Annotated in this window: 23 protein-coding genes; 4 read left to right on the top strand and 19 right to left on the bottom strand. The window is 61.7% G+C overall.

Features of this window, described 5'->3' with window-relative positions; all coding sequences use genetic code 11:
* Nucleotides 1-16: 16 nt before the first annotated feature.
* The 4 genes from phnE to AC07XM_RS14575 are packed head-to-tail and all read right to left on the bottom strand — an operon-like array spanning nucleotide 17 to nucleotide 3262.
* On the bottom strand, nucleotides 17-784 hold the full coding sequence (gene phnE / locus AC07XM_RS14590) for a phosphonate ABC transporter, permease protein PhnE (protein WP_095115821.1): 768 nt from the start codon (nucleotides 782-784) through the stop codon (nucleotides 17-19).
* On the bottom strand, nucleotides 781-1608 hold the full coding sequence (locus tag AC07XM_RS14585; protein WP_102689331.1) for a PhnE/PtxC family ABC transporter permease: 828 nt from the start codon (nucleotides 1606-1608) through the stop codon (nucleotides 781-783). The genes phnE and AC07XM_RS14585 overlap by 4 nt, the downstream gene beginning before the upstream one ends.
* Entirely contained in the window at nucleotides 1602-2411 is an 810-nt protein-coding gene (locus tag AC07XM_RS14580) for a phosphonate ABC transporter ATP-binding protein (RefSeq protein ID WP_095115823.1), read from the bottom strand. The genes AC07XM_RS14585 and AC07XM_RS14580 overlap by 7 nt, the downstream gene beginning before the upstream one ends.
* The gene (locus AC07XM_RS14575) at nucleotides 2408-3262 is read right to left on the bottom strand and encodes a putative selenate ABC transporter substrate-binding protein (protein ID WP_016484955.1); all 855 of its coding nucleotides are present in this window, start codon (nucleotides 3260-3262) and stop codon (nucleotides 2408-2410) included. The genes AC07XM_RS14580 and AC07XM_RS14575 overlap by 4 nt, the downstream gene beginning before the upstream one ends.
* Nucleotides 3263-3388: 126 nt before the next feature.
* Here AC07XM_RS14575 and selD point away from each other — a divergent pair, with 126 nt between their 5' ends.
* Both selD and mnmH read left to right on the top strand, forming a co-directional pair.
* The gene (selD, locus tag AC07XM_RS14570; protein WP_016484954.1) at nucleotides 3389-4423 is read left to right on the top strand and encodes a selenide, water dikinase SelD; all 1035 of its coding nucleotides are present in this window, start codon (nucleotides 3389-3391) and stop codon (nucleotides 4421-4423) included.
* A complete protein-coding gene (gene mnmH / locus AC07XM_RS14565; RefSeq protein WP_102667971.1) occupies nucleotides 4423-5535 on the top strand; it encodes a tRNA 2-selenouridine(34) synthase MnmH in 1113 nt (370 codons plus the stop codon). Before selD ends, mnmH begins: the two co-directional genes overlap by 1 nt.
* 41 nt (nucleotides 5536-5576) lie before the next feature.
* On the opposite strand, the gene AC07XM_RS14560 is transcribed toward mnmH, so the two are convergent.
* The 15 genes from AC07XM_RS14560 to hmpA all read right to left on the bottom strand — a co-directional run bounded on the left by AC07XM_RS14560 (nucleotide 5577) and on the right by hmpA (nucleotide 18992).
* Nucleotides 5577-5963: a lysozyme inhibitor LprI family protein gene (locus AC07XM_RS14560; RefSeq protein ID WP_016484952.1), complete on the bottom strand. Its 387-nt coding sequence runs from the start codon at nucleotides 5961-5963 to the stop codon at nucleotides 5577-5579.
* 20 nt (nucleotides 5964-5983) lie between these two features.
* Nucleotides 5984-6523, bottom strand: a complete 540-nt coding sequence (locus tag AC07XM_RS14555) for a hypothetical protein (RefSeq protein ID WP_102689330.1) — start codon at nucleotides 6521-6523, stop codon at nucleotides 5984-5986.
* Between the two features lie 105 nt (nucleotides 6524-6628).
* A complete protein-coding gene (locus AC07XM_RS14550) occupies nucleotides 6629-7192 on the bottom strand; it encodes a GNAT family N-acetyltransferase (protein ID WP_016484950.1) in 564 nt (187 codons plus the stop codon).
* 222 nt (nucleotides 7193-7414) lie between these two features.
* Nucleotides 7415-7666: a DUF3077 domain-containing protein gene (locus tag AC07XM_RS14545; protein ID WP_016484949.1), complete on the bottom strand. Its 252-nt coding sequence runs from the start codon at nucleotides 7664-7666 to the stop codon at nucleotides 7415-7417.
* Nucleotides 7663-7884: a hypothetical protein gene (locus AC07XM_RS14540; RefSeq protein WP_172455932.1), complete on the bottom strand. Its 222-nt coding sequence runs from the start codon at nucleotides 7882-7884 to the stop codon at nucleotides 7663-7665. The genes AC07XM_RS14545 and AC07XM_RS14540 overlap by 4 nt, the downstream gene beginning before the upstream one ends.
* A gap of 480 nt (nucleotides 7885-8364) precedes the next feature.
* A complete protein-coding gene (locus tag AC07XM_RS14535) occupies nucleotides 8365-8748 on the bottom strand; it encodes a YkgJ family cysteine cluster protein (protein ID WP_016501425.1) in 384 nt (127 codons plus the stop codon).
* A 126-nt stretch (nucleotides 8749-8874) separates the two neighbouring features.
* Entirely contained in the window at nucleotides 8875-10002 is a 1128-nt protein-coding gene (locus AC07XM_RS14530; protein WP_060517657.1) for a hypothetical protein, read from the bottom strand.
* A 115-nt stretch (nucleotides 10003-10117) separates the two neighbouring features.
* Nucleotides 10118-11326: an alanine transaminase gene (gene alaC / locus AC07XM_RS14525; protein WP_019473730.1), complete on the bottom strand. Its 1209-nt coding sequence runs from the start codon at nucleotides 11324-11326 to the stop codon at nucleotides 10118-10120.
* Nucleotides 11327-11598: 272 nt separating this feature from the next.
* Nucleotides 11599-12486 (bottom strand): heme o synthase, encoded by an 888-nt coding sequence (gene cyoE, locus AC07XM_RS14520; RefSeq protein ID WP_016484944.1) that lies wholly within the window; start codon nucleotides 12484-12486, stop codon nucleotides 11599-11601.
* 11 nt (nucleotides 12487-12497) lie between these two features.
* Nucleotides 12498-12830 (bottom strand): cytochrome o ubiquinol oxidase subunit IV, encoded by a 333-nt coding sequence (gene cyoD / locus AC07XM_RS14515; protein WP_016484943.1) that lies wholly within the window; start codon nucleotides 12828-12830, stop codon nucleotides 12498-12500.
* Nucleotides 12830-13456 (bottom strand): cytochrome o ubiquinol oxidase subunit III, encoded by a 627-nt coding sequence (gene cyoC / locus AC07XM_RS14510; RefSeq protein WP_016484942.1) that lies wholly within the window; start codon nucleotides 13454-13456, stop codon nucleotides 12830-12832. The genes cyoD and cyoC overlap by 1 nt, the downstream gene beginning before the upstream one ends.
* Before the next feature lie 3 nt (nucleotides 13457-13459).
* A complete protein-coding gene (gene cyoB / locus AC07XM_RS14505; protein ID WP_016484941.1) occupies nucleotides 13460-15478 on the bottom strand; it encodes a cytochrome o ubiquinol oxidase subunit I in 2019 nt (672 codons plus the stop codon).
* Nucleotides 15479-15481: 3 nt separating this feature from the next.
* Nucleotides 15482-16423 (bottom strand): ubiquinol oxidase subunit II, encoded by a 942-nt coding sequence (cyoA, locus tag AC07XM_RS14500; RefSeq protein ID WP_016484940.1) that lies wholly within the window; start codon nucleotides 16421-16423, stop codon nucleotides 15482-15484.
* Nucleotides 16424-16983: 560 nt separating this feature from the next.
* On the bottom strand, nucleotides 16984-17490 hold the full coding sequence (locus tag AC07XM_RS14495; protein ID WP_016484939.1) for a disulfide bond formation protein B: 507 nt from the start codon (nucleotides 17488-17490) through the stop codon (nucleotides 16984-16986).
* Nucleotides 17491-17777: 287 nt separating this feature from the next.
* Nucleotides 17778-18992, bottom strand: a complete 1215-nt coding sequence (hmpA, locus tag AC07XM_RS14490; protein ID WP_102690327.1) for an NO-inducible flavohemoprotein — start codon at nucleotides 18990-18992, stop codon at nucleotides 17778-17780.
* Nucleotides 18993-19146: 154 nt separating this feature from the next.
* Here hmpA and norR point away from each other — a divergent pair, with 154 nt between their 5' ends.
* Complete coding sequence (gene norR, locus AC07XM_RS14485; RefSeq protein ID WP_016484937.1) at nucleotides 19147-20703, top strand: nitric oxide reductase transcriptional regulator NorR; 1557 nt, start codon at nucleotides 19147-19149, stop codon at nucleotides 20701-20703.
* Nucleotides 20704-20892: 189 nt separating this feature from the next.
* A partial coding sequence (locus AC07XM_RS14480; protein WP_146024525.1) for an Ig-like domain-containing protein occupies nucleotides 20893-21956 on the top strand: 1064 nt, incomplete at its 3' end.

Raw genomic sequence — 21956 nt, 5'->3', positions numbered from 1 at the left:
GGGATTTTGCTAGGTGTCAGGCCCGTACATAACGCTGGCGCACCACGTCGCTCAACACATCCACCAGCAACACCAGCACCAGCATCCCGATGATCACCGTGCTGGCCTGGGCCTCCTGGAACAGGCTCAAGGTGGTGTACAGCATCTGCCCCAAGCCACCCGCCCCGACAAACCCCAGCACACTGGCCATACGGATGTTGTTTTCCCAGCGATACAAGCTGTAGGCCAGCAACTGCGGCCACAGGTTAGGCAAGGTGCCAAAACAGAACGCCGCCACCTGGCTGCCGCCCTGCAGGCGGATAGCCGCTGCCGGCTCCGGTGGTGCGTTCTCCAGCGCCTCGGCAAACAAGCGCCCCAGGACGCCAGCGGTATGCAGCGCCAGGGCCAGGGTGCCCGCATTGGGACCGAGGCCTGCCGCCAGCACTGTCAACGCCGCCCACACCAGTTCCGGGATGGCCCGCAGGGCGTTCAGCAACAGCCGCGCCGCGCCTTGTAACGGCCAGCCGAAACGCCCCGCCGCCGGCAGCGCCAGCAGTATCCCAAGCACCATTGCCAACAAAGTCCCCAGGCCTGACATGGCCAGTGTCTCCAGTGCCCCACGCCAGACCGCCTCAAGGTGCCCGGCAGACACATCTGGCTGCAGGAAACGCCCGGCATATTCGCCCATCTGCCCCAACCCGCCGTTGCCGACCAAGGCGCGCAAGTCCAGTTCCAGGAAGGCGAACGAGGCCACTACCGCCACCGCGATGGCGCCAAGCAGCAGCAGGTTGATGGCGCGGTTCATGCCAGCCTCCAGCGCAGCAAGCGGCTGAGCAGGTCGGCCAGCATCACCAGCAGCAAGAACGTCAGCAGCATGCTCGCCACTTGCGCACCATCGAACATACGCATCGACAGGTCGATCTGTTGGCCCAGCCCGCCCGCCCCGACAAAGCCCATCACCACCGACGCCCGTACCGCACACTCCCAGCGGTACACGGTGTAAGACACCACTTCCGATGCAGCATTGGGCAGGATGCCGTAGAGAAACGCCGCCAGCCGGCCACTGCCCGCCTGCAACAAGGCATGCGCAGGGCGCTGGTCGACCGACTCGAAGATTTCGGCGTAGACCTTGCCAAGCATGCCGCTGTAGGTAATGGCGATCGCCAGTACGCCCGCCGTCGGCCCCAGCCCCACGGCGCGCACAAACAGCAGCGCCCAGACGATCTCTGGCACGCTACGCAGGAAAATCAGAAGCCCGCGCACCGGCAGGCGCAGCAGCCGCGACCAGAAGCCGGCCCGCCCGCCGCGTGAAGCGGCACGCAAAGACAACGCACGGCTGGCCAGCAAACCCGCCGGAATAGCCAACACCAACGCCAGCGCCATACCGGCAGTCGCCACGGCCAGGGTCTGCAAAGTGGCCTCATACAGTAGCGCAAGAAAATCGGCATCATGTGCCGGAGGCCAGAAGGCGCCAGCGAAACTGGCTATCTGCTGCCGGTTCTCGGCCTGCAGCAGTACCCACGGGTTCAACTCGCTCAAGCGGATACCAGGCCACAGCACGGCCACTGCCAGCAAGGCCAGCAGCAACCGCGGCAGCAGGGCCGGGTCGCGGGTATCGGCCTTCAGCACCGCGGTATCTGCACGGTCAGGGTCGGCCCCTGGGTTGGCGGCGAAACGAGTTGTTCGTTGGCGTATAGCGCTTCCAGCAATTGCTCGGTAACGGCCTGAGCCGGGCAGTCGAACACCACCTGCCCTTCGCGGATACCGATTACCCGCGGAAAATGTGCCAGCGCCAGCTCAACGGCATGCAGGCTCGCCACCAGCGTCACGCCGTTGGCCTGGGCATGGCGGTTGAGCAAGGCCAGGCTGTGGTCGGCCAGTACCGGGTCCATGGCCGATACCGGTTCATCGGTCAGCAGCACCTGCGGCCGCTGGTACAGCGCCCGGGCAATGCCCACGCGCTGCAACTGGCCACCGGACAATTGCCCACACTGCACGAACAGTTTGTCGGCCAGCCCCAGCTCCGCCAAAACCTGGCGCACGCCCGGCACATCGCCGGGGTATAGCAGGTTGAGCAAACCGCGCATCACCCCCCACTGCCCCAGGCGGCCGGCCAGTACCGCTGTCACCACCCGCTGGCGTGGTGGCAAGGGCGGCGCCTGATGCACCAGGCCAACCCGCGCCCGCAGGCGCTGGCGTGCCCGGGCCGACAACGCCCAAGGCTGCTCGGCGAGCAGTTCCAGGCGCCCGCCGCTGGGCTGGATGGCCGTGGCCATCAGGTGCAGCAAGCTGGACTTGCCCGCCCCCGACGGCCCGATGATGGCAACCCGCTCGCCCTGCTCAATGCGCAGGCTCACCGCGTCAAGCGCGCGGACCTGGCCATGGCGCAGGCTGGCACCGTGCAGATGGATGGCTACATTCGAAGCGGTCACTTGAGCAGGCCGGCCTCACGTGCAGCTTGCTCGGTGCCCAGGTAGTTCTCAGGCTTGGTTTCGATGAAGCGGCTGGCGGCCTGCAAGTCCAGAATCGCCTTGTGCTCCGGGTTGGCCGGGTCGAGTTCAAGGAAGGCTTTCTTGATCTTGTCCTTCAACGCAGGGTCCATGTTGCCGCGCACGGTCCAGTTGTAGTCGAAGTAGGTCGGGGTGGTGGCGAACACCTTCACCTTGCTGGTATCCACCTTGCCGGCATCCACCAGCTTTTGCCACACACTGGCGTTGAGCACGCCACCATCTACCTTGCCAGCCTGTACCCAAGCCACGGTGGCGTCATGGGCCCCCGAGTAGGCCACGCGGCTGAAGTACGCTTCAGGCTTGATGTTGTCCTGCTTGAGCATGAAGTAGCGTGGCATCAGGCTGCCCGACGTGGACGAAATGGAACCGAAGGCAAACGACTTGCCCTTGAGGTCGGCCAGGCTCTTCACGTCGGGGTTGGCAGTAATGAACTTGGATGTGAACTGCGCGTCCTGCTCACGCTGCACCAGCGGCGTGGCGGACGGGTCCTTCAGGTGAACCTGCACAAAGGTGAAGCCACCCAGCCAGGCCAGGTCCAGGCGGTCGGCGGCCAGCGACTCGACCACCGCCGGGTAATCGGCCACCGGTACGAACTTCACTTCCATGCCCAGCTGCTTGGCCAGGTATTCACCCAATGGCTTGAACTTGCGCTGCAGTTCGGTAGGCGCTTCGTCGGGAATGGCGCTGACCCGCAGGGTTTCAGCGGCCTGAGCGGCAACGGCACAGCAAGACAGCACGAGACCGGCGGCGAGCGCCAGGGGGCGTTTGAGCATGGGTATTCTCCGGTTCAATAGCGGGGAAATGCCGACAAATCCGCCGACAACGTGAATTATAAGAGGCAAGGGCCCAAAGGCCAGCTTTGCTACAATCGCGCGACAATTTGACCTGCTGAGGTACACATGAGCGAGCCGATTCGCCTGACCCAGTACAGCCATGGTGCCGGCTGTGGCTGCAAGATCTCCCCCAAGGTGCTGGACGTGATTCTCGCCGAAAGCGGCACCCAGGCCCTGGACCCGAAACTGTGGGTCGGCAACGCGTCGCGCGACGATGCCGCAGTGTACGCGCTCGACGATGAGCGCGGCGTGGTCTCGACAACCGACTTTTTCATGCCCATCGTCGATGACCCCTACGACTTCGGCCGCATCGCCGCCACCAACGCCATCAGCGACATCTACGCCATGGGCGGCGACCCGCTGATGGCCATCGCCATCCTCGGCTGGCCAGTCAACGTACTGCCACCGGAAGTGGCACGGGAAGTGATACGTGGCGGCCGTGCCGTGTGCGCCGAAGCCGGCATCCCGCTGGCTGGCGGCCACTCCATCGACGCGCCTGAGCCAATCTTCGGCCTGGCCGTCACCGGTGTGGTCAGCAAGCGCCACCTCAAGCGCAATGACACCGCCACTGCAGGCTGCCAGCTGTACCTGACCAAGCCACTGGGCATCGGCATCCTCACCACTGCCGAGAAAAAGGCCAAGCTGCGCGAACAAGACCAGGGCCTGGCCCGCGACTGGATGTGCACCCTCAACACCCCCGGCAGCCGCTTCGGCAAGCTCGACGGGGTCATGGCCATGACCGACGTGACCGGCTTCGGCCTGCTCGGCCACCTGGTCGAGCTGGCCGAAGGCAGCGGCCTTACCGCGCACCTGGACTACGCCGCTGTACCACGCCTGCCCAGTGTCGACCACTACCTGGCGGAGGGCTGCATCCCCGGTGGAACCCTGCGCAACTACGACAGCTACGGGCACAAGATCGGCACCCTCACTGATGACCAGAAGCACCTGCTGTGCGACCCGCAGACCAGCGGTGGCCTCCTGGTGGCCGTTACCCCGGAGGGTGAAGCCGGGTTCCTCACCGTGGCGGCCGAACTGGGCCTGCAACTGTCGCCAATCGGCAAGCTGGTCGAGCGACAGAGCCACGCGGTCGAGGTGATCTGATGCGCCCCGACTGCACCGACTTCCGTCAGCTGTTCCTCGACGATGTGCCGATGATGGACATGCGCGCCCCCGTGGAATTCGCCAAAGGCGCCTTCCCGGGCGTGGTCAACCTGCCATTGATGAACGACCAGGAGCGGCAGAAGGTCGGCACCTGCTTCAAACAGCAGGGCCAGGCCGCCGCCATCGCCCTTGGCCACCAGTTGGTCAGCGGCACCACCAAACAGGCTCGGATGGATGCCTGGGTGGCGTTCACCCAGGCCAACCCGCAAGGTTACCTGTACTGCTTCCGGGGCGGCCTGCGTTCGCAGATCGTGCAAGGCTGGCTACGCGATGAGGCGGGTATCCAGTACCCGCGTGTCAAAGGGGGCTACAAGGCCATGCGCACCTTCCTGCTGGAAACCACTCAGCAGGCTGTAGCGCAATGCGATTTCGTGCTGGTAGGTGGCCTGACCGGTACCGGCAAGACCGATGTGCTGCACCAGCTGGACAACGTGCTCGACCTGGAAGGCCATGCCAACCATCGCGGTTCCAGCTTCGGCAAACGCGCCACTGCACAACCGGCACAGATCGATTTCGAAAACCAGCTGGCCATCGATGTGCTTAAAAAGCGCGCCCGCGGCTGCGAGCAGTTCGTGCTGGAAGATGAAGGCCGCATTGTCGGCAGCTGCACGGTGCCACTGGAGTTGTACCAGGGTATGCAGCAGTACCCGCTGGTGTGGCTGGAAGACAGCTTCGCCAACCGCGTGGAGCGCATCTTGCGCGACTATGTGGTCAACCTGAGTGCCGAGTTTATCGCCGTGCATGGCGAAGAGGATGGCCGTCGATTGTTTGCCGAGCGCATGCTGCAAAGCATGGCCAACATCTACAAGCGCTTGGGTGGGGAGCGCTATCAGCGGCTTTCGGAGATCCTGCGCCTCGCCCTTGAAGAGCAACAGCGCAGCGGCGCAGTGGACCTGCACCGGGGCTGGATCGAAGGCTTGCTGAACGAGTATTACGACCCGATGTATGCCTACCAGCGTGCGGCCAAGGCAGAGCGTATCGAGTTTGCCGGGGATGCGGTGGAAGTGCGCGAATACCTCAAAGCTCGGGTGCTGCGCGAACCGCACAAGTAAAAGCGGGGCCGCTTCGCGCCCCATCGCCGGCACAGGCATCGTCATTGCCCCGGGCTGAGCACCCGTTCCAGCTCTGCCGCCCGGTCGCGGGTCATGTCCATCATGCATGACCCTCCCTCCAGCTGCGCCATGGTCCCGCCACTGGCCTGCACATGGAACTGGCAATTGCCATCGCGGTAGGCCAGCCATTTACGCTGCACATCCCGCAGGCTTTTCTGCTGCCCGGCATCCAGCTTGCCCATCAACTGCTTGTACACCCGGTTCAGGCGCTGGTCCTGCACGTGCGTCTCGGCCTGGATGCACTGGCTCATGGCCACGGTGCTGGAGGCCTTGTCCATGCACTGGCCGTAGGCCGGCGTGTAATCGTCCGCCACGGCCAGCGGCAAAATGCCGGCCAGTGCCAGGCCTGTCAGGCAATGCTTGATCATGCAAACCCTCCTTGCGGATATCAAAACGACTGCGGCTGTTCCGGCGGCATCAGTACCTTGCCTGGCTGGAAGCGCAATGATTGCATCTGCGTTGCCGAATAGAGCGCCACGCCCAGCGCCGCAATCAACGCCACATCCAGCCAGTTCCAGCCCGGCATGTCGTCGGCGCTACGTGCCTTCCAGCAATGCCAGGCCTGCCCCAGGCAAAACACCCCAATGGCCGCCAGCCATAGATAAAAGCCAGCACCGAAACCGGTCAGGTCGTGGAACTCATAGCTCTGGTTGTCCGGAAGGCGGGTGATGCCGAAACTGCTGGCCGCCAGGTACGCCGCCACCAACCCGGCCAGCAATGCCAGGCGGCGGAACCGTCGATGGGCAAGAATGGCCAGGGCCAGCAGCGGGTTGGCAAACCATTGGTACAAGCCGAACGGCATACCCCATGGCCCGTACAGCAACATTTGCAGGGCCGGCATGTGGCGATCGCCACTCATCAGCGCGCCATCGAAAAACAGGGCGAGCAGATACAGCAGCAGGCTGATGCTAAGGTAGAAAACGGGCAAGGGGCACACCTGGAGGAAACGGGACAGCCTACGACCTTAACCCAGGCCCTGCCCCGCTTCCAGACCCTGGACGGTTGCCGCACGGAGACACCATGCGGCGCAAGACTATGCAACGGGTGGCTCAAGCAACAAGCCATAGATACCCGAGTCAGACAATTCGCCGGCCACACACCAGCGTGCCCGCAGGGTGCCCTCCAGCACGAAGCCCTGGCGCTCGAGTGTGCGCGCCGAGCCTTGGTTGCGGGGGTCGATTTCGCCTTCCAGGCGGCGCAGGTGCAGGGTGTGAGCGAGGTAATCGATGAAGCAGGTCAATGCTTCGTCCATGTAGCCCCTGCCCTGCACGGCACTGGCCAGGCAGTAGCCGATTTCGCCGCGGCGGGACACATCGTCGATGTTGAACAGCTGCACCATGCCGATGAGTTCGCCGTTGTCACGGCGGTACATGCCAAGCTTCAGCTGGTCGCCATTGGCGTAGGCTTCGCGGTCGGCGGCCAGGGCGCTTTCGGCTTCGGCCAGGTCTTGCCAGGGGGCATGGTGCCAATAACGCATGACCTCGGGGTCGGCCATGATCGCTAGCCACTGCGCGGCATCGGCATGGCGCATGGGGCGCAATTGCAGACGCGGGCTGTCGAGGCAGAGGTCACTGGGGAAACTGCGGGGTGGGGTCACGCCGGATCTCCTGTCCATTGCTGGGGAGATGACAGTTTAACGTCAAGTGGCGTGACTGGGGCAGGTCTATGGAGTGTGTTTGAGGAGGCTTGGCTTGGGATTTTTAGTGGCGCGCCAATCGAGCGCCGCCCGCGCGGCGCTCGGTCTCAAAGACGACGGACAACTCAAGGGATACACTTGCCAGCCGCAACTGGCCCGCCGGACAGGCACACCAAGCCTTACTCAATTTCCCCTGTTCAAGCCCATTTCCATGTCATTGATCAGCGCCTTGGCCATGGCACTGAGAATCCGCGCCGCGCTGCCGGCGACCTTGTCGCCCTCCATCTCGGCCTCCTCGTTCAGGTGTTTGATGCAGCCGATCAGCACCGACAATTCATCGAATGCCAGATCAAGCGGTACACCTGGCTCTACCCGGTACAGCTCAAGGAATTTTTCCACGCCTGCGGTGCTGCGGGATGTGAGGTGGTTGGTCATGCCTTTGCCTCCAGCGCTTTCATATGGGCTAGCAGGGCATGCAGCTGGCTGGTCTGGGCCGACATGGCTTCGAGCAATGAAGCACGCAAAACCGGAGCTTCGGCGTCGAGATACTGGATGATGATGCTGGAAAGGGTGTCCATGACCTGTGTGGCCTGGGACTTGGCGGCTTGGTATGTCAGGTCTGTAACGGGTGGATCAGGGACCAGTTTTTTCATGATTGACTCCAATAGGTTCAAAGGAGCAACCACCTGAAATCCTTCTCACAGATTTGGGCGGCAGCCGTGCGCGAGGTGAGAAGCCCGTGTTGGAGTCACCACGGTCAGACCGAAGCCTGCACGCGCACAGCTGCCATGAACTGACAGGAAGACTACCAACGACGAGTTCTCACACTCGCTCGCCTTTTGGGCGAGCAATGAAGTTACCGCTGGAGCATTTCCCCGTATGTCAGACGGCATCCGACTGAGGTCGTAGGATAAATCCCAATCCTTGGCAACCTGAAGCATTTGGTTTCAGGTTCAGAATTTTCTTACAGCTGATGGCTAGCGCGATCCCTGTGGGAGCGGCCTTGTGCCGCGAAAGGGCCGCACAGCGGCCCCTAGGTATCAGCGGCGCTGCGGGAATTGCCGGGGCTGCTGTGCAGCCCTTTCGCGGCACAAGGCCGCTCCCACATTGACCGCGTCAGGCTGATCAATACTTCAGGCCACCTCAGCCCCATCATCCGGCCAATGCGGCTCGTTGGCGCCTGGCGGCGTCAGTGGTGGCAGCCCATACGCCGCCCGCGCATCGTCGCAGCTGGGGTTGTGCACCCCACCCTCCCACGATGCTTCGAACTCGCGGCAAGGGCTGGAGCGGTTGGCGTAAATGGTACAAGCAACTTCCTTACCGATCTCGCCTTCAAGGCTGACGCAACGGCAGGGCTTGGCATCGGTGCCGATCATGGCAACGCGGGTGGGGTTGATCTGTACCACCAGATCGTCCGGCACAACGCCCCCGGCAGACTGGCATTCGCCCCAGAAGAAGGACACACGGAAGTACCCGCAGCAGGCGCCGCAGTCAAGGCAAGGGTTATATTCAGACATGATGCCACGGAGGGAAGGTTGTTGTTATCGGGGCTGGCCCGCCGCGCCATTTTCAATCGAACCGGGGGCGGCTGGATAGAGGGCACATGCAAAAAATTTCGCCACTGATCCGGCCGCCTGCTTCATTCAGCGCAATGCCTTGTAGGTGGAGGCATCCCAACGCTGCAGCGCCAGGCCTTCGGTCGGGTCATAGGCATCACCACACACCTTGCTGAAGTGCGTGCGGGCTTCGCCGCAATGCACCAACCGGTCGTGCTTCTCCCCCTCGGTCAGCACCGTATACGATTTGCTGCGCATGGCTTGGTACTGCGTTTCGGCTGCGGCCATGGCCTGGTGATATTCCATCACCTGGCGGTCATCCAAGGCCAGTCGCTTGCCCAGTTGAACACCCCAGCGGGTCAGGCAGACTTCGGCGAAATGGCGAACGATAAGCCCGGGTTCCTTGAGCACCTTGCCATCGCCGGCACCATCTACCGATGCATTACCCACCAGCGTGGCATGACGCCCCGGCATTGGATAAATGCAGATTTGCGTGCCACTGGCGACGGTAGGAATTACGCAGGCAAACCCTTTGGACCGCTCATCCCGCGAATAGAAGCCGACGTATTCACGCACGTTCTGCGCTAGCGCGATGCGCTCGGCCTGCACATTGCCAACACCCGGCACCGGGTCGATGGCGAAGATATTCACCGGCACCTCCCGCAGTACCGGGTCATTTGCCATGGCGTTGGCCAGCATGTGGCAGCTGATACCACCCCGGCTCCAGCCCACCAGGTTCACCTGGGTTGGAATGCGCGGCTTGCGGAACATGCTGATGATGCGCTCTTGCAACGCCTGCGGGGTTGGCTGGCGATCACCGTAGTCGTAGGTGCGCCAGAACCACGAGGCCGTGGAGGAAACGTCCGGTACAGGTACACCAGCGTCCTTCAGCCGCTGGTATTCTTCCTCGCTCAGCTTGGTGCGCTGCCAACTGCTTTCGCCTTTGATCACCTGCAGCACATGGTTGACGTTTTCTTCCCAGCCGCGGCCGAACAATTGGCCGGTCCAGTTGAAGTAGCCACCGGGTTCTACGAACAGGTTGTCATCCTGAAGGTTGCCGCTGCCTGGGCCGTCTACGGCGATCCAGTGGGCAAATTCGCGGCCCTCGTCATTTGCGGCCAGGGTCGAGACCAGCTCGCCGTTCCAGAAGTTGGGGTTTGCGTCGTCGAAACGGTGAGAACCGGTACCGCAGAAATAGGCGGTGAACACACTCATTGGGGAGTCTCTGTGGTGAGAAATGAGTGCTGAAGATAGGTAGGCAGATCGGGGAAATGCAGGCGGAAAGCTCGCCCTGGGGTAGATATGGGGCTGCCTGGCAGCCCCAACTGGCTTATTTGCGAGCCAGCCCATCAGCCCGGAACATCTGCCGGATCCCGCGGATGGCCTGGCGTATGCGGTCCTGGTTCTCGATCAGGGCAAAGCGCACATGGTCATCACCATATTCGCCAAAACCGATGCCCGGCGACACGCACACCTTGGCCTCGGCCAGGAGTTTTTTGGCAAACTCCAGCGACCCCATATGTGCATATTGCTCAGGGATCTTCGCCCACACGTACATCGACGCCTTGGGGTTCTCAACCATCCAGCCCAGTTCGTGCAGCCCTTTCACCAGCAGGTTGCGGCGCTGGCGATACTGTTCGGCAATGTCGCGCACGCACTGCTGATCGCCTTCCAGCGCGGCAATGGCAGCCACCTGCAACGGGGTAAAGGTGCCGTAGTCGTGGTAGCTCTTGATGCGCGCCAGGGCGCTGACCAGTTCGGGGTTGCCGACCATGAAGCCGATCCGCCAGCCCGCCATGTTGTAGCTCTTGGACAGGGTAAAGAACTCTACGGCAATGTCCTTGGCACCAGGCACCTGCATGATCGACGGGGCCTTCCAGCCGTCGTAGACGATGTCGGCGTAGGCCAGGTCATGCACCACCAGCACGTCGTACTGCTTGGCCAGGGCCACCACGCGCTCGAAGAAGTCCAGTTCCACGCACTGAGCAGTGGGGTTGGACGGGAAGCCGAGGATCATCATCTTCGGCTTGGGGATCGACTCACGGATCGCCCGCTCGAGTTCGTTGAAGAAGTCCACACCCGGTACCAGCGGCACTGAACGCACCTGGGCACCGGCGATGACCGCACCGTAGATGTGGATGGGGTAGCTGGGGTTGGGCACCAGCACCGTGTCGCCCTGGTCGAGCGTGGCCAGCATCAGGTGGGCCAGGCCTTCTTTCGAGCCGATGGTGACGATGGCTTCGCTTTCCGGGTCGATGTCGACCTCGTAGCGTTCCTTGTACCAGTTGGAAATGGCCCGGCGCAGACGCGGGATACCGCGAGAGGTGGAATAGCCGTGGGTGTCTTCCCGCTGGGCAACCTGCACCAGCTTCTCGACGATGTGCGGCGGTGTAGCGCCGTCGGGGTTGCCCATGCTCAGGTCGATGATGTCTTCGCCACGGCGGCGGGCAGCCATCTTGAGCTCGGCAGTGATGTTGAAAACGTAAGGGGGGAGACGATCAATGCGCGCAAAGCGGCGCGGCGAACCTGGGTTAGCCATGGCTTCCTCTGAGGACGTAAGCGCCCGGAACCGTCCGAGCGACGTTGGCCGATGTGGCGGCCTGACTCAGAAGATAATGCCGAAACATAAAATATGTAAAGGACATTTTCCTGTTTTGTCATATATTTTCAGACGTATTATTTGAAAAGCCAGATTTCATGTTTCCTGTGCTGGCCTCTTCGCGGGCGAGCCCGCGAAAGGGCCGGCACAGGAAGACAGGCATAAAAAAACCCCGGCACATGGCCGGGGTTTTCGTGAAACAGGCAGCAGTTTCAGCGTGCGTAGGTCATCAGCACGTCCGCAGCGGTTTGGCTGTCCACGCCCATCATCACGCTCAGGGCAGTGACGGTGAGGATCGAGAAGCCGAACACCTTGCGGGCCCACTTGCTGTCGTCCTCTGCCTTGTAGCCACCCCAGGCCATGTACAGCCAGTACAGGCCCATGGCAGCTGCCACGGCCAGGTAGCCGAGGCCGGCGTAACCGCCGAGGGTAAGCATCAAGGTGGCGAGCACGAAGGCCAGCACGTACAGCACGATCTGCTTCTTCGCCGCGAGGATGCCACGTGCCACCGGCAGGACCGGGATGTTGGCAGCGCTGTAATCCTTGAAGCGGAAGATGGCGATGGCAAAGCTGTGCGGCATCTGCCACAGGCTGAACATCACCAGCAGGGTTACCGCAGCCAGGTCGAAGCTGTTGCTTACGGCGCAGTAGCCGATCACCGGAGGCATGGCACCCGACAGGCTGCCGACCAAGGTGCCGTGCACCGATTTACGCTTCAGCCACAGGCTGTAGAAACCGACGTAGACGATGAAGCCTACAGCTGCGCAGAACGCCGACAGCGGGTTGGCCTGGACATACAGCAGGCTGAAACCCGCCACCCCGAGCAGGGTGGCGTAGATCAGCGCGAGGGGCAGCGACATGCCGCCCTGCACCATGACGCGGTTCTTGGTGCGCTCCATCTTGTGGTCGATGTCACGGTCGATGCAGTTGTTGAACACGCATCCGGACGCAACCACCAGCGAAGTACCGATCACCACCGCCAGGAACAAGGCGAAGTCCACATGGCCCTTCGAGGCAAGGAAGAAACCGCCTGCCACGGAAAGCACGTTACCGAAAATGATCCCCGGTTTGGTGATTTGGATAAAGTGCTTAACGGACATGCAGTCTTACCTCACTTGGCCATCATTTCGATGTGGATGTTGAACATGATCCACAGCGACAGGCCGACCAGCAGTGCAATTACCAGTACGGTGAACAGGAACGTCGACACGTTGTTGCGTTGCTCTTTCGAGCGGTCCATGTGCAGGAAGTACACCAGGTGTACAACTACCTGGATCACGGCCATGGCAACAATGATCAGAACGGTCAGGTTCTTCGGCAGGCTGGCGGTCATGGCCAGTGCGAACGGGATCGCAGTCAGGATGATCGACAGGACAAAGCCGATCATGTACGACTTGACGCTGCCGTGGTTACCTTCGTGATGAGTGTCGTGTGCGCTAGCCATTACAGAACCCCCAGCAGGTAGACGACGGTGAACACGCAGATCCAGACCACGTCCAGGAAGTGCCAGAACAGGCTCAGGCAGCTCATGCGGGTCTTGGCGGTCGGCGTGATGCCATGCTTGTTGATCTGGTACATCATGATTGCCATCCAGATCAGGCCGGCAGTCACGTGCAGACCGTGGGTACCTACCAGGGCGAAGAACGCCGACAGGAAGCCACTGCGCTGCGGGCCGAAGCCCTCGCTGATCAGGTGATGGAACTCATAGATTTCCATCGCGATGAAGCCTGCACCGAACAGGAAGGTCACAGCCAACCAGCCCAGTACACCGGCTTTCTTGCCATCGAACATCTTCAGCATGGCGAAGCCGAAGGTGATCGAGGACAGCAGCAGGAACAGCGTTTCAACAGCTACGAAATCGAGCTGGAAGATGTCATGACCCGACGGGCCGCCGGCAAAACTGCCGGACAGCACCGCGTAGGTGGCGAAGAGCGACGCAAACAGGATGCAGTCGGTCATCAGGTACAGCCAGAAACCCAGTACGGTCATCTGGCCCGAGTCGTGGTGGTGGTCGTCATGCCCATGGTCGTGACCATGAGCAGCGCCGCCGTGCATTACTTGACTGGACATTGATTACACCCGCTCAAACGATTCGACACGTGCGCCGGCAGGCAGAGCACCTGCTTTGGCCAGCGCTTTCATACGCTCGCCTTCGATGCGCGCCACTTCTTCGGCCGGAACCATGTAGCCCTGGTCGTCACGTGCAGCGTGGCGAACGAAGACTGCGATGGTTGCCAACAGGCTCGCGCCCACCAGCCACCAGATGTGCCAGATGAAGGCGAAGCCGAACACGGTCAGGAACATACCCATGAACAGACCGGTGGAGGTGTTGCTCGGCATGTGGATCGCTTCGTACTTGGCCGGGACCTTGTACGCAACACCGGCTTCCTTGGCTTCGTGCCAGGCGTCCAGACCAACTTTCTCAGGCATGTGAGCGAAGTTGTAGAACGGCGGTGGCGACGAAGTGGACCACTCGATGGTACGGCCGCCCCATGGGTCGCCAGTGACGTCCATGTTGTCTTTGCGGTCGCGAACCGACACGAAGATCTGGATCAGCTGGCAAGCGATACCGAACAGGATCAGCACGGCGCCGACAACGGCTACGTACAGGTAGGGTTCCCACAGTGGGTTGTCGGAGTGGTTCAGACGACGGGTCATGCCCATGAAGCCCAGGGCGTACAGCGGCATGAACGCAACGTAGAAGCCCGACAGCCAGAACCAGAAGGCAGCTTTGCCCCACTTCTCGTTCAGGGTGAAACCGAAGGCTTTCGGGAACCAGAAGGCGAAACCGGCGATGTAGCCGAATACCGCGCCACCGATGATCACGTTGTGGAAGTGCGCAATTACGAACAGGCTGTTGTGCAGAACGAAGTCAGCACCCGGAACGGCCAGCAGTACGCCGGTCATGCCACCGATGGAGAAGGTGACCATGAAGCCCAGGGTCCAGAGCATCGGTGCGGTGAAGCGCACACGGCCTTGGTACATGGTGAACAGCCAGTTGAACAGCTTCACACCGGTCGGGATGGAGATCAGCATCGTCGCCAGGCCGAAGAAGGTGTTGACGCTGGCGCCGGCACCCATGGTGAAGAAGTGGTGCAGCCATACCGCAAAGCCAAGGATGGCGATCGCGCCCGATGCGTAAATCATCGAGTGATGGCCGAACAGGCGTTTGCCAGAGAACGTCGAGGTAACTTCCGAGAACACGCCGAAGGCCGGCAGGATCAGGATGTAAACCTCAGGGTGACCCCACGCCCAGAACAGGTTGACGTACATCATCGGGTTCCCACCAAGCTCGTTGGTGAAAATGTGGAAGTCCAGATAACGGTCAACAGTCAGCAGAGCGAGTGCAGCAGTCAGAATCGGGAACGAAGCAACGATCAGTACGTTGGCCCAGGTGCAGGTCCAGGTGAAGATCGGCATGTCCATCAGCTTCATGCCAGGTGCGCGCATCTTCATCACGGTGACGAGGAAGTTCACGCCGGTAAGCGTCGTACCCAGTCCGGATAGCTGTAGCGCCCAGATGTAGTAGTCGACACCCACCCCAGGGCTGTACTGAATGCCTGCGAGCGGCGGATAGGCAACCCAGCCGGTCTTGGCGAATTCACCAACGCCCAGCGAGATGTTGACCAGCAGCACGCCTGCCAGCAGCAGGTAGAAGCTCAGGGAGTTCAGGAACGGGAAGGCAACGTCACGTGCACCGATCTGCAGAGGAACCGCCAGGTTCATCAGGCCGGTGAAGAACGGCATCGCCATGAAGATGATCATGATCACACCGTGAGCGGTGAAGATCTGGTCATAGTGTTCAGGCGGCAGGTAGCCTTCGGAGCCACCGGTAGCGGCAGCCAGCTGGGTACGCATCATGATGGCGTCGGCAAAGCCGCGCAGCAGCATGACCATCGCGACGATGATGTACATCACGCCGATCTTTTTGTGGTCGACAGTAGTCAGCCACTCGCTCCACAAGTAGGTCCACTTGCGGAAATAGGTGATAAGACCGACGACAGCGATACCGCCGAGCGCGATCATGGCAAGCGTCACCATGACTATCGGCTCGTGATAGGGTATCGCCTCCAGGCTTAATTTACCGAACATCTCTTACTCCTCTGCACCGGCAGCTGGTTGCATACTCGATTCCACACCCTTGGTTGTGGCCAGATCTTTGCTGCCTGCTTCTTCGTGGCTACGACCGCGGTTCATGCCTTCGTACTTGTCGACGATCAGCTGGAACTGCTCTGGCGAAGCCTCGCTATACAGCGCGACCGGGTTGTTTTCGCTTGGTTTGGCCAAGGCGTCGTATTCAGCCTTGTCCAGCTTCTTCGGCGACTGCTTGACTTCAGCGACCCACTTGTCGAAGTCTTCCTGAGAGGTGGCAGTAGCCTTGAATTTCATGCCGGTGAAGCCAGCACCGCTGTAGTTGGCGCTGATACCGTCAAACACACCGTTTTCGTTGGCGATCAGGTGCAGCTTGGTGGTCATGCCGGCCATGGCGTAGATCTGGCCGCCCAGGCCCGGGATGAAGAACGAGTTCATCACGGCGTCGGAAGTGACGCGGAAGTTGACCGGGGTGTTAGCCGGGAAGACGATCTTGTTGACCGTGGCAATGCCCTGTTCCGGGTAGATGAACAGCCACTTCCAGTCCAGTGCGACAACGTCGATCTGGATCGGCTTCACGTCCGAGTCCAGCGGACGGTACGGGTCCAGCTTGTGGGTGGAGTGGTAAGTGACGTAACCCAGGGCGATGATGATCAGGATCGGGATGATCCACACCGCAGCCTCGATCTTGGTCGAGTGCGACCAGTCAGGGGTGTAGGTGGCTGCCTTGTTGGAAGCACGGTACTTCCAGGCGAACGCCAAGGTCATGATGATCACAGGGATAACCACCAGCAGCATCAGGCCGGTAGCGATCAGGATCAGGTTCTTTTGCTCAATGCCGACCTGTCCCTTCGGGTCGAGCAGGGTCCAGTTGCACCCACTGAGTAAAAGCATGCCTAAAAAGGGCAATATGCCAAACAGTCTGGGGTAACGCTTTTTACTCATCTCACGACCTCTAGATCAGCTTGCTTCAATGCAATTTGTGTTTTGGTAGCCAACACTTCGTCCTGCCAAGTGAGGCATTTTGCGCCCGTACTCGCTCCTGCCTGGGGTCCGACTGCAGGACCTTGGCTTCAAGCGTTGTTAGCGGTGCTTATGGTTTCGTAGGCAACAGGCCTGTACTTCAGACCAAGTCCATTTGGTGCGGGAAAACGCGGAGGGGGGTCCGCCCGGTATCGCCGTTGGGCGAAACTTGACGAAGTCAGCAAAAAGGAGCGCTGGGGCTTCCTTCAATCCTGCGACTCGCAAGCAGTGCCGAACGGAAATTGGGGGCGATTGTAGTGAGGTCGCCAACCCTTGACTATGACTTATTGAGCAACAGTCTTTTACAGAATGTGCAACAATGCTGCTCGATAATTCAACTTCGCGACAGTTTGTCGCACCCCGCTTGCCAGGCCTCAAAGCCGCATTCTACAAGGCTTTGTGATTGATCTGGATCAAGCGGTGAGCGACTTTTCCCTCTTCACATGCGCTGTAAAAGACCCTATGCGATTCGGGACTTTTGTCTAAGCCTGGCGTCGGTTGCGGTAGATCCCGAGCGGCACCAGGATGGCGGTGAGCACGAACGCCACAAGCGCCCATTGCGCCAGCGACAAACCGAGGAGTGGCGGGTACGGGGTGCTGCAGAAGCCGTCGACCTGGAATGCCAGCGGCCACAGCTTGGCCAGCGGCAGGTCATCCACGATCGGCTGGAGGGTGTCGATGCCGCAACTGACCATGGGGTTGGCGAGTATATACACATGGTTGCCGGCCGCAATGATTCCGCCAATCGCGCTGAGCACAACCAGTGCTTCGAAGAAGGTCAGGCTGCGGCGCCCGGGCATCGCTGCGGCGATGAAGGCAAACACGGCAATGAACAGCAGCGCGTAACGCTGCAGGATACACAACGGGCACGGTGCCTCGCCCAGTACCACTTGCATGTAGAGGGCGCCGCCAATCAGCGAAAGGCAGATCAGGCCCAACAGCACCAGAAAGCGCCGTTCCCGATTCAGGCGCGATGTTTGTTCGTTCATTGCCGGTTCCTTCGATGGATAGTGGCAGCGTGGTCCGCCTGCCTGGGCGCAAGTCTACACGCTGGGCAGGGCCTTTGAGCGTGCCGAGGAAGCGGCGTGACAGCACTGCGCAGGGCTATCCGGTGTGGCTGAGACCGGCCGCAACAACGTCGGTTCAACGCCGGGCGGCAAAAAAACGGCTGCACGGGTACCGCGCAGGGGCAAGCCCCTCGACACCCGGGAGTGAAGGATACCGTGATTAAAGGAGGATTAAAGATGAAAGCTGAGCAGGCGCTTTTCATCTCTCCTTATATATAGGCAGGAAGGAGTACTGTGGCTGGGATACATATTTGTGCCTGTACCGGCCCGAAGAACTCGTAGCGGCTCTGCTGCTCCGGCACACCCAGGCCCTTCAACTGGCGCTTCACCGCCGCCATGAACGCCTTTGGCCCAAGGAAGTAGGCATCCACATCCCGCTCCTGCGGCAGCCACTCGGCCAGCAGGTCCTCACTCAGCAGGCCGACGGCATCGGCCTCGGCGCCCTCCGCAGGCTCCGCATAGCAGTAGAAGCGCTTAAGCTGCGGATAACGCGCCGCCAGGCCATCGACCCAGTCACGGAAGGCATGCACCGCACCGTTACGCGCACAGTGGATGAAGTGCACCTCACGCCGGGTTTGCAGCGCGGCCTGCAACATCGCCAGGGTCGGTGTAATGCCTACGCCGCCACTGATCAGCACCAGCGGCTTGTCGCTGGCTGCCAGGGTAAAGTCACCCGCAGGCGGGAACAGTTGCAGGGTCTCGCCCACCACCAGCTGATCGTGCAGGTAATTGGAAACCTTGCCGCCCGCCTCGCGCTTGACGCTGATGCGGTACTCCTTGCCATCGCACAGCGCCGACAGGGAGTAGTTGCGGCGCTGTTCGGCTCCGTCAATGTCCAGTTTCAGGCCGATGTACTGGCCTGGCTCGGCCTTGAGCACGGGCTTGCCATCCACCGGTACAAAGTAGAACGAGACGATCTCGCTGCTTTCCTGCTCGCGGCGTACCAGGCGGAATGCGCGGGTACCGCGCCAGCCGCCCTCGGCCTCTTCCTTCTGTTTATAAAGGTTTTCCTCTGCACCCATCAGGATGTCGGCCAGCTGACCATAGGCCGCGGCCCAGGCATCGATCACTGCCGGGGTGGCAATTTCCTTGCCCAACACTTCTTCGATGGCGCGCAGCAGGCAACTGCCGACGATCGGGTAGTGCTCCGGCAGAATCTGCAGGGCAACATGCTTGTTGATGATCTGCCCAACCAGGCCGCCCAACTGCTCCAGCTGGTCGATGTGGCGGGCATACAGGAGCACGCCGTTGGCCAAGGCGCGTGGTTGGTCACCACTGGCCTGGTGGGCCTGGTTGAACAGTGGGCGTACCTCTGGGTACTCGTTGAGCATCATCTTGTAGAAGTGGGTGGTCAGTGCTTCGCCGCCGCTTTCCAGCAGGGGGACAGTGGCCTTGATGATTGCACGTTGTTCGGCATTGAGCATTGCAGCAACTCCTGAGCCTGTGGCTTCAAATGACTGCCCTTGCCGTTTCAGCATTCGTGCCAACTTTCACAGCCAGCAAAATCAAGGGTTTGATGCAGCCCATGTCAAAATGACTCGGCTCGATGTATAGTCATATGGACCTACAGGAGTCAATATGACTACAAAGCCGTTGCTAACCGCCCTGCTGCCCCTCGTCAGTGATCTGTCCCGCGATTTGCCCGATCAGGAGCGCTACCGCCGCCTGCTGCAGGCCATGCGCAGCCTGCTGCCGTGCGACGCCGCTGCGCTGCTGCGCCTGGACGGTGAATGGCTGGTACCCCTGGCTGTGGACGGCCTGAGCCCCGACACCCTGGGCCGCCGATTCCGGGTCAGTGAGCATCCGCGGTTCCAGATTTTGCTCAGCCGACCGGAACCCACCCGGTTTGCCAGCGACTCCGAACTGCCCGACCCCTACGATGGCCTGGTCAACGCCGCGGATGCCGACCTTGAAGTGCACGACTGCATGGGCTGCCCATTGATGGTCGATGAACGCCCGTGGGGCCTGGTCACCCTCGACGCCCTCACCCCCGGGCAATTCCAGAGCCTGGAGCTGGATGCCCTGCAGGCCTTCGCCAGTTTGGCGGCCGCCACCGTTACCGTGGCCGAGCGCATCGAGCACCTGGCCCTGCGTGCTGAAGACGAACACCTGCGCGCCGAGATCTACCGTCAGGCCAGCGGCCAGGACAAAGAGCTGATTGGCCAGAGCGCCGCACACAAGCGCCTGGTAGAAGAAATCCGCCTGGTCGGCGGCAGCGACCTCACCGTGCTGATCACCGGCGAAACCGGGGTTGGCAAGGAACTGGTGGCCCAGGCCCTGCACCAGGCCAGCAGCCGCGCCGACAAGCCGCTGGTCAGCCTCAACTGTGCCGCCCTGCCCGACACCCTGGTCGAGAGCGAACTGTTCGGCCATGTACGCGGTGCCTTCACCGGTGCGCACGGCGAACGCCGTGGCAAGTTCGAACTGGCCAACGGTGGCACGCTGTTCCTCGACGAAGTGGGCGAACTGCCACTCACCGTGCAGGCCAAGCTGCTGCGGGTGCTGCAAAGCGGCCAGCTGCAACGCCTGGGCTCGGACCGCGAGCACCGGGTGGACGTGCGCCTGATCGCCGCTACCAACCGCGACCTGGCTGCCGAAGTGCGCAATGGCAACTTCCGCGCCGACTTCTACCACCGCCTCAGCGTATACCCACTACACGTGCCGCCCTTGCGCGAACGTGGTCGAGATGTACTGCTGTTGGCTGGCTATTTCCTTGAACAGAACCGATCGCGACTTGGCCTGAACAGCCTGCGCCTGAGCCACGACGCCCAAACCGCGCTGGTCGCCTACGACTGGCCAGGCAATGTGCGCGAACTGGAACACCTGATTGGCCGTTCGGCACTCAAGGCGCTCGGCCAGCACCCTGACCGGCCACGTATCCTCACCCTCGAAGCCATCGACCTGGACCTGCGCGTTACCCCCCCGACAACGGGCTCACAACCCTCCTCTGCAGCCCCGCTGCAGGTGGCAGCATTGCCTGAAGGCGGCTTGCGCGAAGCGGTCGATATCTACCAGCGCCAGGCGATCGAAGCCTGCCTGCAACGGCATCAGGACAACTGGGCGGCGGCCGCCCGTGAGCTGGGCCTGGACCGCGCAAACCTGAGCCGATTGGCCCGCCGGCTGGGGCTTCGCTGAGGTTCACCTACAAAAGGATTAACCCAGAAAGCCATCTGGTTGCTTCCTGCCCGGCTGCTATATCTCCCTAACCACCCGTTTTTCGACTGCCTGGTCGAGACTGCGCCTAACAACCCTGAAAGGGTGTGTTACGCCGGTTGTGGCCCGAACAGTCGGGCCGGGGGATCCGGATACCAGCAGGGAGCATCCATGGACAACATCGTCGTCGCCGATAAGCAATCCGAAGTCGCCACGCAGAGCGCCTGGGGCAATATCAATCTCAAAGGGCCAGGCGTCGTGCAGATGCCGGTATCTCCCGACAAGGTGGCTACCGTTACCCAGCGCGGGCAGGACCTGATCGTCACCCTCAAGTCGGGTGAAAAGGTCACCATCGGCAACTTCTTCGCCGTGGACCAGGCCGGGGTCGGCAGCGACATGGTCTTCGTCGGCGAAGACGGCACCCTGTGGCATGCCCAGTACGATGCGGCAGCGTTCACCGGCTTTACCTTCGAAGACGTGGCCTCGCTGGACGAACTGGTAGCGGGTATCGGCACCGCCGGCAGTGCCATGCCGACCTGGGCGATTGCCGGGCTCAGCCTGCTCGGCGTGGGCGGCGCAGCGGCAGCGGCAAACAACGGCGGCGGTGGCAGCAGCGGCGGTTCCGACCCCGACACCGCCGCACCGGCCACGCCTATCGACCTGCTGGTGTCGCCGGATGGCCTGCGCCTGAGCGGCCGCGGTGAAGCGGGCACCACGGTTAACATCCGCGATGCCGCTGGCAACCTGATCGGCAGCGGCACCGTGGGTGCCGACGGCAGCTTCAACGTGACGTTGAACCCACCGCAGGTCAACAGCGAGAACCTTGAAGTCACCCTGACCGATGGCGCCGGAAATGTCTCGGCGCCAGGCACCGTCACCGCCCCGGACGCAACCGCGCCACTGGCACCGACCGACCTCGCGATCAATGAACAGGGCGCCAACCTTACCGGTCGCGGCGAACCCGGCGCCACCGTGCAGGTGCGCGATGCCGCCGGCAACCTCATCGGCAGTGGCCTGGTGAACGCCGACGGTACCTTCAGCCTCACCCTTTCGCCCGCCCAGGCCAATGGCGAGGTACTGGACATCCGCCAGGTCGATGCCGCTGGCAACAGTTCGATACCACTGGAATTCACAGCCCCGGACATCACCGCCCCAGGTGCCCCGACCGAGCTGGCCGTCAGCGCGGATGGCACCGTCCTGACCGGCCGTGCCGAACCGGGCAGCACTGTGCGTAT

It is taken from the genome of Pseudomonas sp. GW460-LB5 (assembly GCF_059423245.1).
This window is presented reverse-complemented; position numbering and strand designations above follow the sequence as displayed.